8 protein-coding genes are annotated in these 10,769 nt (G+C 47.2%); 4 read left to right on the top strand and 4 right to left on the bottom strand.

The genetic code is table 11. The annotated features are described in order from the left end of the window. The first annotated feature begins 251 nt into the window (after positions 1–251). From K8S15_08995 to K8S15_09005, 3 genes are all read left to right on the top strand, one after another. The gene (locus K8S15_08995) at positions 252–701 is read left to right on the top strand and encodes a hypothetical protein (GenBank protein ID MCD4776167.1); all 450 of its coding nucleotides are present in this window, start codon (positions 252–254) and stop codon (positions 699–701) included. 235 nt (positions 702–936) lie between these two features. Next, entirely contained in the window at positions 937–2,772 is a 1,836-nt protein-coding gene (locus tag K8S15_09000) for a T9SS type A sorting domain-containing protein (protein MCD4776168.1), read from the top strand. A gap of 844 nt (positions 2,773–3,616) precedes the next feature. Then, the gene (locus K8S15_09005; protein MCD4776169.1) at positions 3,617–3,772 is read left to right on the top strand and encodes a hypothetical protein; all 156 of its coding nucleotides are present in this window, start codon (positions 3,617–3,619) and stop codon (positions 3,770–3,772) included. A gap of 2 nt (positions 3,773–3,774) precedes the next feature. Here the strand turns inward: K8S15_09005 and K8S15_09010 are convergent, their stop codons facing one another. After that, positions 3,775–6,426, bottom strand: a complete 2,652-nt coding sequence (locus K8S15_09010) for a tetratricopeptide repeat protein (GenBank protein ID MCD4776170.1) — start codon at positions 6,424–6,426, stop codon at positions 3,775–3,777. Positions 6,427–6,603: 177 nt separating this feature from the next. Beyond that, the gene (locus K8S15_09015) at positions 6,604–7,314 is read right to left on the bottom strand and encodes a PTS sugar transporter subunit IIA (GenBank protein MCD4776171.1); all 711 of its coding nucleotides are present in this window, start codon (positions 7,312–7,314) and stop codon (positions 6,604–6,606) included. A gap of 277 nt (positions 7,315–7,591) precedes the next feature. On the opposite strand from K8S15_09015, the gene K8S15_09020 reads away from it, so the two are divergent. Continuing rightward, positions 7,592–7,978 (top strand): VOC family protein, encoded by a 387-nt coding sequence (locus K8S15_09020; GenBank protein MCD4776172.1) that lies wholly within the window; start codon positions 7,592–7,594, stop codon positions 7,976–7,978. 62 nt (positions 7,979–8,040) lie between these two features. Here the strand turns inward: K8S15_09020 and K8S15_09025 are convergent, their stop codons facing one another. Beyond that, positions 8,041–9,507: an SUMF1/EgtB/PvdO family nonheme iron enzyme gene (locus K8S15_09025; protein MCD4776173.1), complete on the bottom strand. Its 1,467-nt coding sequence runs from the start codon at positions 9,505–9,507 to the stop codon at positions 8,041–8,043. A 116-nt stretch (positions 9,508–9,623) separates the two neighbouring features. After that, entirely contained in the window at positions 9,624–10,586 is a 963-nt protein-coding gene (locus tag K8S15_09030; protein MCD4776174.1) for a YARHG domain-containing protein, read from the bottom strand. Between the last annotated feature and the right edge of the window lie 183 nt (positions 10,587–10,769).

Consider the following 10,769-nt stretch of genomic DNA (forward strand, 5'->3'; position numbering starts at 1 on the left):
CTTACAGCGACTGGGAGGAATACGCCCTGGTGGTAAAGGGTAACGATTACCCTGAATTTCCCGTGGTTCTGAACGTGGCAGTGCTGCAGTTCATGTCTCCCGATACCACCGGTCAGCTCAGTGTGATACTTGATTCGGACAACAATAATGTGCTGGGAATCATAGAGTACTGAATCAATATTGTCTGGAGACATGATACTTTAACATGATATAAACGGTCGAATGCCAGGAACTTCGATGTCTCAGATCCTTTGGAATGGATAACTCGCGTAACATCCCACATACCACGGAAGGGAGCGAAGCAGGTTATCTATTACGGGTTCTACAGCCAGGCATGGCGTGGCCGTGAACGCCGCCAGGGAATCTTACCGACAGCAGCAACCGAAGAGGAACCTGCTTCGATGAAAGACCGTTCCTCATGTTCCAGATGGAGAAGACAGCTGTGGGCTGTGCTTCTGAAGAAAGTCTGGGATATTAACGCCCTGAAGTGTCCGAAGTGCGGAGGACAGATGAAAGTTATTTCCGTCATCGAGCAGCCTTCTGTCATCAGGCGCATCCTGAAACATCTTGATCTCTGGGAAGACCCAAGACCCCCGCCAGAGCCTCTGGAACTGGTATGTGAACCCGATGCGGATTACATTCCATGGCTGGACGATGTTCCTGGAATAGAATTTTTAGATAACAGAGTACTTGCAATATAGTTGGGACTTCCCACCGAAGTCATCTCAGCTACCATCTATCCCTAAGTACGCTGATCACCGTAATACTACTAAGACTCCTTACGAAAACAATCCCGATATTGATACTGCGGTTGAGATATACACTTGACTTCCAGCCTTGAGTATTTTATGGGTAATGTATAGTAAATGAATTGATTATTTCATTATTATAATTGGAGCGGTTAAAATTTACACAATAGCTATTGGGAGGGGCATGATGCTTAAGTACAGACTCTGTGCAATCCTCATTTCATTCTTGTTTTGTGCACATGCCGATACAGTATCTCAAACAGACTGGTCTGAAGGCCCAGGCGAGGAGGGTCCAGTTCTACAATGGCTCAACTCCTTCAGCATCGGATCGGGTGTCGATATCACCAACCCGGGTTTTGTTAAAATGGGGACGAGTATCGCTATCTACGAAGAAACCGTTATTTCACCTACTTTCGGTTCTTATGGATACGCTTCCCCCGGAGACTTCGATGGAGACGGAGATATCGATGTAATCTGTGATGACATGGATAAGTGGGAGTTTGCCCTCTTTGAAAACATGGATGGTGTCGGAACTCAATGGCAACAGCATTTTATCTTCGATATGCCATGGATACCAAATAAAAGAACCGAAGTCGTCGACTTTGATATGGATGGCGATCTGGATTTGCTGACAGCTACTGGACCATACTTTACATTCTGGGAAAACTCTGATGCAACAGGCCTTAACTGGGAACAGCATACAATTTCTGATAAATACGGAGATGCCTGTGATATTTTCTCAGTTGACATTGACAATGATGGCGATCTGGATGTAATCGGTACTGATAACCAGCTATTCCATATAATTTCAGCTTGGGAAAACCTTGATGGTATCGGCCATACCTGGACAGAGCACATTGTGTATCAATCGGAAAAGGCTTGGCCCAAATATATTCTAATCGCTGATATCGACAATGATAACGATTGGGACTTCTTCTTCTCTACTCACGCAACCAGCTATACTCCCTTTGGTTGGTTTGAAAATCTTGGAGATTGGACTTGGAAAGAGCACATTATCCATACAACTCGAGCTCGGTCATTGTCTACAGCGGATTACGATAATGATGGAGACATGGATCTTGCATTGTCATCGAATGGTTTATGCGAAATCTGGGAGAATGTGGACGGAGCAGGGGAAGATTGGGAAGTCCATAGTTGTGGTAGCATCCCAGGTTATAGTATCGCAGATATACATTCTGTTGACATTGACAACGATGGAGACATCGACATCGTTGCATCAGGCCTGATAGCCTATGCTGATGATATTCTGGTCATATTTGAGAACCTAGATGGACATGGAATTACCTGGGGTAAAACCCTGTTACGAACAGGATATCCAACTGTCAAGTACAGAGCGATATCGGATATCAACATGGATGGATACACAGATCTCCTTGCCAACCTTAGAAATCCCAGTGTTGTGTGGTGTGATGTTACGGGCCCTGCACATACCGGCTGGGTTGAATCTGCGATACTGGATGTAACAGAATATCCTCTTTGGGAAAGTATCTCCTGGATATCCGATGAACCAACTGGAACGGATGTGTCTTTCCTTCTTCGAAGTTCCAACGATCCGGAAGACATGGGAGCCTGGTGCGACACCATTTTTGCACCTGGAAACCTTACCGGTTACATAGACAGCACCCATCGGTATATCCAGTACATCGCCTGCTTGACCACAGACAGCGATGAGTACGCTCCTATTCTTGATGAAGTAAGTCTCATATGGAGCAGTAGTGGAATTGAAGATGGGGATACTGATCAAACTCTAATCATCTCAGTGTCACCCAACCCCTCCTGCAATGAGGTATCCATTATGGTTCCCGTCTGGGGAAATGATGTGGCAGAAGTATCGATCTATGACATCTCGGGGAAACTTGTCAGAGTAGTAACCGAAAGAGTCAATGATGTTTTCCATTGGGATTGCAGAAGCACTTCAGGACAAATCATTCCAGTGGGAACCTATATTGTCAGATGTGTTAGCGGAGACATCTCCTCCACTGCCCTACTGGTACGGCTTTAGCATCACCTGGTAGTAGTTTTAATTGGTTAACAAGCGATTCACCGACAGTCTGTTGAGTTGGGCGTGTTTGCTCACGTTCTCTCTGTATTTAGAATCACAGGTCGGCAACTCTCTGGAAACATTTTTGCAACAAGTTCGAACTTTCTGACATAAAGGTCGTCAGAAGAGAACATCCGACTGACAGACCGCCTGAAGAGGCGGTTTTTTCATTTCGTTACCGTTAGATGGGTCGGGAGAAGCAGCAACCAGCAGTTATCCTACGAAACAATCCATCGACACCGTACACTTAATCCTGCTCTCTCAAAGCCTGGCGTGAATACTGAAAGTTCTCTTCATTCATCCAGCATTAACTCCGGGTTACCAAATACATTGTCAGGTTAGAACTTGCCCAAAGGTGATTAAGCTTCTTCGAATCGAGGAGAATATTCGATATCGGAAAATGGATAGTTGCAGGCTGTGAAAATTGAATCGAATTAACTATATCTCAATATTATTATAATACCATCCCGATCCGTTGAAGCTTACAGATGATTATACAAGCATCGGGAGAAGGGAGTTCAGGCAATGACTGTCATCTTTGTATTTGCAGTTCTGATATCAGGTTACGCTGAGAAGGAAGAACTGATGGCTTCATGGGAAGATGAATGGGATGTATTCTATCACTGATTGGATGAAATAATGGTAATGCCACTGTTCTTCATGCTCCTGGATCCGAGTCGACTGATACTGTGGGTGATTGCCGGTTTTCTGCTATTTGCTTTTCGCAATGAATGACCAGGACATGAACCTCGATAGCTGACTGGTCGGCGCATCTGTTCACAGCGGACAGAAACCGGTAATCATCATGGCGAACACTGCTTCGCTGTATTCCGTGATGACATGCGGCAGGGGAATAACGAATAAAGGCAAGTTCCTCAGCAGAATGACAGGTGTGCCGGGGGAATTCCTTCAATGCGTGGAATTTACCGTGCTTATGAAGATGATCTTTCCAGTTGCCTGAATCTACTGCGAGTAACCGCAGCTCTCAGCAGCCTCGTAATCCTGCCGGGCTCCGGAATAATCCCCTGTATATTCCCTTGCCATTCCCCTCCAGTAGTAAACCTGGCCTTCATCACTCTTCAGTTCAATTGACTGGTCGTAATCGGCTATTGCTGCCTCGTAGGATTCCATCATTGCAAGCACGTTGCCTCTGAAGAAGTAGAGTTGCGCATCGTCCGGCCGCAGCTCAAGGGCGGTGGTGTAGTCCTGGAAAGAAGGTTCATATTCGTTCATCTGAAGGTAGACCCAGGCCCTGTTTATATAGCCGTCTATATAGTCCGGCGCCAGCTGGATCGTCATGTTAAGGTCTTCCAGAGAACTGTCGAATTCCTCCAGCTCCCAGTAAACGAAGCTTCTATCCTCGTAACTTTTATAATCATCCTGAACTAGTTCAATGCAGGTGGTGAAGTCGTTCAGAGCCAGTTCGTTTTCACCGGTACGAAAGTAGAACGATCCGCGGTAACTGTAAATGAGAGGGTAGTTCGGGTTAATCTCGATTGCGGTATTGTAGTTTGCCAGGGCGGCATCATAATTACCGATCACTACATGCTGGATTCGACCCAGTTCGCAGTAGGCGTCTGTCAGGTACGGGTCCAGCTCAATGGCGGAATTGTAGTTCTGAACAGCGGCTTCATAATCACCAAGTACCTGTCTCATCAGACCTCTGAAGTAGTAGTTCTCTCCATTGTCCGGGTCCATTTCGATGGCCCTGTTGATGTCGCTTAAGCCAAGCTCCCGGTCGCCAAGCAGCCAGTGTGACCTTCCTCGACCGGCGTAGGCCGGCGCGTAATCGGGATTGATTTCAATAACTTTCTCAAAGTCACTTATCGCACTGGCAGCGTCGGAGTTGTCTATGAGGAGAAGACCTCTTCCCGCATAGGCCCACCAGGCAGCCTCCGGTTCCAGTTCCAGTGCCATGTTCAGGTCATCCATGGCATTCGCGATATCCCCTGAGAAGCCATAGGAATCACCCCTGAGAAAGTATGCAGCGGCGTTGTCCGGCTGCATCCGGATCGCAACAGTGAGATCATCGATGGCATTCTGATGTTCACCAACGGCATTCCATGCGATACCTCGATTGTAGTACGCGTCGGCAACTGATGGATCTATCTGAATGACAGTACCGTAATCACTTATAGCAGCTTCCATATTGCCGATGTTATAGTAAATATTAGCTCTTTCGATTATGGCATCCGTATATTCCGGATTCAACTCTATGGCCTGTGTGTAGTCTGCAAGAGCTTCCTCGATGTTTCCGGAACTGCAGTACGCTGTTCCCCTGTACGCATACGCTTCGGAGGATGCGGGGTCCAGCTCGATAGCAGTTGTACCGTCAGCGATGGCAAGATCGTACTGGGTAAGTATTTCATATACAAGGCACCGATTAACGTAGGCTCTGGGAATGGAAGGGTTCAGCTGAATTGCTTTATTCTGATCCTCCAGGGCCGCTTCCAGCTCTCCCATGGCCATCAGAGTCCTGCCCCTGTCTACGTATGGAAATGCAACCTCAGGCTTTATTTCGATCACTCTGTCGAAGTCGGCCAGGGCCAGCTCCAAATCGCTATAGTATTCCAGGTAGATAATGCCTCTACGGTAGTATGCTCCGTACATATCCGGCTGCAGCTGGATAACTCTGGTAAAACCCTCGATGGCAAGTTCCGGTTCACTGAAGTAATCCTGATAGGCTATAGCTCTGTTGAAGAAGGCATTAACATCAGTGGAGTCGCAGTCAATGGCTTTCTCAAAATCGGTCATGGCCCGTTCCGGCTGGCCGATCTTCAAATAGATAGCTCCTCTATTGGAGTGGGAAGATGCCCGCCGGGGGTCGCACTCGATTGACATGCTAAGGTTTTCCAGTGCCTCATGATGATTTTCACCATATTCAAGGACAACACCGCGAAAAAGGTAAGGCAGATAGTTATCAGGCTCCATCTCAACTGCCATATCCAGGTCAGCCATGGAAAGCTCCGGTTCATTGAGCTTTTCGTAATAGAGAAGGCCTCTGTAGGCGTAGGCATCGAAAAGGTCCGGTCGCAGCTCTATAGCTCTGTTGTAGTTCTCCATAGCCGCATCCGGATTGTCCAGAATCAGATGGTAGACCTTTCCTGTTTTCATGTATGCTGAGTAACTCTCAGGATTCAGCTCCAGGGCCCTGTTGAAGTCTGCCAGAGCCTCTTGCGACAGGCCGAGATTGGCGTAGATGGAGCCTCTTGTGGTGTAAACGCGTTCCCAGTCTGGTATCAGTTCTAACGCTTTTTCTACGAGCTCCATGGCCTCATCATCGTTCCCTGAGTCGATGGCAAGCCAGGCCATTCCTACGTAGGATTTTCCATAATCAGGATCGAGTTCCAGTGCCTTTTCGAAATCCCGGAGAACAAGATCACTATTGTTCTCCCTGTAGTATGCCCAGCCGCGTCCGAAGTAGGCTTCAGCACAGTCCGGGTCCAGTTCTATGGCCCGGGTGAAGGTGACTAATGCTGTTTCAGCGTCTCCGGACAGGATTTCTTCCTCTCCCTGAGTGCAGAGGGCTTCTACCTCCGTATCTATTCCAAGGGCATCGGAAGCGCTGAAAAGTAATACTGCTGTAAGCGATAAACGACTGAAGAAAAGGAACATGTTTCTCCTCCGGTTCTACCTGTAAATTCGAAAGCTGACTTCCGCAACCTTAGATCAACTACGATCAATCGATTGTGTATTCCTTATTCATGAATTTGTTATTCGAATCCAATGATACTGCGGATTTCCAGTCATCGTCAACGAAGAAACCGATTGTTGATTCAAAGGATATTGGAATCATAGCTTACTGATAAGCTCCTTTTCCCGCTCCTCAATAATATGCAGCATATCATCCTGATCATGCGCTGAGAGCAGGCCGTTTATGAAATCCTTCGACCTCAGCATCCTGTTCAGCCTGGCCAGAACATGCAGGTGCTCATTGGCCACCGGGAACATCAGCAGGAAGAACAGGGCAGTGAGCTTTCCGTTCTCCTCTCCGAAAGGCAGCGGATGGGGAGGCATGAAGAGCATCAGCAGGCTGTGTTCCATATAGAGTTTTGAGATATCCAGGGGGTGGGTGAGGGCTGCGCCGCATTTTAGCGCTGTGGAATTGGCTTGCTCACGAAGGGTCAGCTGTTCCAGGAGGGTTTTCTCGTCGTATAGCGCTCCTGTGCTGCAGGCTTCCGATGCGATGGTTCTGAGCATGCTGGATGCTGTTCCAATCCTGTATGGCAGGATTATCCTGCTGAAAAGCATGTCCGTTATCAGGAGGGCTGCCGGGTTTATTCCGGCGGTCTCGGCGTTTGACTGTTCAGCCGCGGCGAGTCTGTCCGCAGCAAGGCTGCCGAACTCCTTTGTCAGCCACTGTATGATGTCACTGCGGAGGTAGCATTTCCTGCCCTGGTACATGACCGTTTTCAGATCGGCCCTGCCTATCTCTCTCGTTGCCTCCTTCAGGCCCATACCGAGACACCTGGCTGCATCCGTAAGTGAGAGGTAATTTTCCATTCAGTTCCTTCCGCATTCAGTTCTTTATTCATTAACAAGTATACATTCCTCGCCGGACAAAAAATAGGGTCAGGTCTTGCATCCGGGCATTATTATCAAAATATATTAAAAAATATAATATAATATATAGATATGATTTCATGTGTATTCGAAATCAGTGAAAATATCGGAACTCAATCATTAACGTTCAGATATCACAATACTTGACTTTCAAAAAAGTATACATATGTTTACTACTGTCAGCGATTGTTTTCACTCACGGGAAGGGAAGAGAAAAATGCATGATGACTGCATGAAGCACGGTGCTTTCGGATGGTTCGAACTCATGACAACAGATGTAGAGGCTGCAAAAAAATACTACAAGGGTCTTTTCGGCTGGGAATACGATACGATTCCCATTCCCGGATCCGAATACACCATTGTAAAAGTTGACGGCGATGCCGTAGCCGGCATAATGAAGATGCCTGCCGAGTGTCAGGGGATGTCCCCATCATGGGACATCTACATCACAGTTGACGATGTTGATAAAGTTGCGAAGAATGTTGTCGATCTGGGCGGTAAAATCCTCAAGCCAGCATTTGATATTCCCGAAGTAGGAAGGTTCTGCGTTATGCAGGATCCCCAGGGTGCTGTACTCTGTGCCATGACTTATCTCAAGAAGTAACCTATATCTGTTCAGGAGTAAAGGGCCGGTTGCCCCATCTAAAAGGACAACCGGTACCCATTTTATTTATCTGTTCCAAGTGCGGCGGCACTGGTTCTGTCCGATTCCGCCTGCTCCAGGTTGCCCATATGACGATGTATCTCGCTTCTGAGCATATATGCTTCACCATCATTGGGGTTCCGCTCTATAGTAGCGGATAGATCCCAGAGGGCTCTATCGTTCTGCTCGTTCAAATAGTATGCGGTGCCTCTTGCATAGTAAGGGCTGGGAGAGCTGGGATTGTATTCAATCGCCAGGCTGAAATCCGATATCGCATCATCGAAATTCCACAGGAAAAGCTGCGCGAATCCTCTGTGGTAGTAAATACTGGGATAGTCGGGGTCGAGTTCGACGACCCTGTTGAAAACCTTTAAAGCCTGTAGATAATATTCCGCGTCCGAAAGAACGACGCCCATCATCTGATATGAGGCTGCATTCTCGGGATCGAGCTGCAGAGCAATATCAAAATCGGAAAGTGCCTGTTCCGTCTCACCGAGCCCCTGACGGAAAAACCCTCTGTAGATCAGCGCATCTATCATGGTGGGGTCAAGCTCCAGTGCCCTGGTGAATAACTCTATGCCATCTCTGTTTGAATTGGCATCGATACTGTCTACTCCCTCCTGGAAGAGTATAAGAGCGTAGTTTTTGTTGTTTCTTGGTACTCTGACAAGCCGGAATCCGATGCAGGTTGCCCAGAGTTCCGGAGGCTGGCTGTTGCGATTTCCTGACCTGCATTCATTCAGGATGGTGAGCCAGCTGCCTCCGCGGTGTACCCTTCGCGTGTTCATCTGGTAGGGCCACTGATCATCACATGGATAAAGGAAAGGAGTTCCATCGGGAGGGAGGTAATCGTAATCGGGAGAGTAGCGGTCCTGACACCATTCGGAAACATTGCCTGCCATGTCAAAAAGCCCGGTGGAATTGGCTTCAAGTGAAGCTGCTTCCCGTGTGCCGTATATATGAGATGATGCATTTGTCTGATCCAGTTTATTGACTCTGTAATGGCAGTAACGACTTGCCTGATCGGAATCGCCCCAGAAAAAGTCTGCATCGTTTCCCGCTCTGCAGGCGTACTCCCATTCCGCTTCGCCCGGTAACCGGTAAATGTAACTGGAGTCAATTGTGTTCAGTTCATTGATGAATTCTCTGCAATCGAACCAGGATACCGCATATACAGGATAATTTGAGCCTTTGCCGCAAAGATCTGTCCATAGGAAAGGTATCGAGCTGCTATCGCAGTCCATAAGTTCTTCCCACATGCCCTGAGTTACCTCAGTAGACATTATCTCAAAGGAATTGATCTGAACGATCATTTGTGGAATTTCGTCGAAGTAATCACCGCCTGAAATATCTGAACCGATCAGGAACTCACCTGAGGGAATTGAGACGAAGTGCATTCCATCCAGAGGCCCGTCTGAAGCTGGATCTGTTCCTGAAGCCATTACAGAACAGGTGATAAAAACAGCGCTGGAAATCAAAAGCAACTTCATATTGAACCCTCCCTGGAATTTGCGAAAATAAAACACTTACCTATAACAATTCTTCACTGGAAACGATCATGTCAGGATGATCAGTTTGTTGTGATTATAACTCCGACCACTCAGTACTATCTGGTAAAAAATTCTTCGTATCTTTCGTCTCCACCGATCTCCTCACTGCTGATCTTGATTGATAGCGGAAGATCACTGTATGGTCCATCGTATATCTCCAGTCTGATAGTAGGGTAGGTTCCCTTGAAGGCGGCTCGCAGGAAGCATTCATCTCCGTCGTTTGTATAAATGAGTGCAAGATCCCCGGCTGCCCAATTCATTTTGCAATCGGGAAAAACGATGATGAATTCCTGGTTTGGAGAGAACCATGCCGTCCATAGAACGTAAGGATCGTAGCTTCGCGAAGCATCAAGGAAATCCAGAGTTACCTTTTCTACTTTTGCTACGGTTCTATCCGATCTGAAGTAAAGCCTGTACACTGCCTTGTTCTGTACTTCGTATTCATCGAGTATGTCCTGAGTTGCCTGCCATTGCTCATTGGTTTCATTGTGGCCCCAGCCGGTGTAAAGGTAGTTGAATACCTCGTAGGGAAGAATATCTTCTCCTGAGAAATCAGGATAGCCCCCAAGTTCCATCGGGATTCCGGTATACATGTTGTACCAGTCTGGTACAGGGGGGAGTTCAGGACGGAAGGAGAGACGTCTGTAGTAATCAACTTGCATGTTCTGCAGATTGTCTGGATAGCAGCATCCGAGAACGGATTCTTCAGTGTCTTCAGCGGCTTCCAGGAATAGATAAATATTATTCACCTCTTCGTCAGAGAATCCGGGATCGAATTCGTCAGGTGTTGTGAAATCCGGATCCGGAACGTACCAGTCCTGATCTTCGAAATAAGCCGCAAGTGATTCATTTGAGAAAACATAACCATGAATAGCGTATATCTCATTGCGGAGAATACAGAGTTCGAACCAGGTCAGGTCTTCTATCTCCTCCTGTGTATATGGCCTGTTCTCGTAGAGCTGCACATTCGATGCCTGCGCTGCAATGCAGATAATCAAGACCATTGTTAGTGTTTTCACCATGTCCCTCCGATGTATGGTTATCATTTGTCAGATACTAAAATCAACGCATACCAGGTCTTCGTATTGTTTCATTCTCTACCTCTAAACTTATTGAAATCCGGGTACTGGCACAAGATGTCTATAGGGTCACTCATTAGCTGACTGATGTCAATAGGGTATACTCCACCATAGGGATATCCA

It is taken from the genome of Candidatus Aegiribacteria sp., from assembly GCA_021108005.1.
Lineage (GTDB): Bacteria > Fermentibacterota > Fermentibacteria > Fermentibacterales > JCC-6 > Aegiribacteria.

Coding starts and splice junctions, on each gene's coding strand:
- K8S15_09020 (MCD4776172.1), top strand. CDS start 7,592: ATGCATGATGACTGCATGAAGCACGGTGCTTTCGGATGGTTCGAACTC.
- K8S15_09015 (MCD4776171.1), bottom strand. CDS start 7,314: ATGGAAAATTACCTCTCACTTACGGATGCAGCCAGGTGTCTCGGTATG.
- K8S15_09005 (MCD4776169.1), top strand. CDS start 3,617: ATGGCGAACACTGCTTCGCTGTATTCCGTGATGACATGCGGCAGGGGA.
- K8S15_09000 (MCD4776168.1), top strand. CDS start 937: ATGCTTAAGTACAGACTCTGTGCAATCCTCATTTCATTCTTGTTTTGT.
- K8S15_09025 (MCD4776173.1), bottom strand. CDS start 9,507: ATGAAGTTGCTTTTGATTTCCAGCGCTGTTTTTATCACCTGTTCTGTA.
- K8S15_09010 (MCD4776170.1), bottom strand. CDS start 6,426: ATGTTCCTTTTCTTCAGTCGTTTATCGCTTACAGCAGTATTACTTTTC.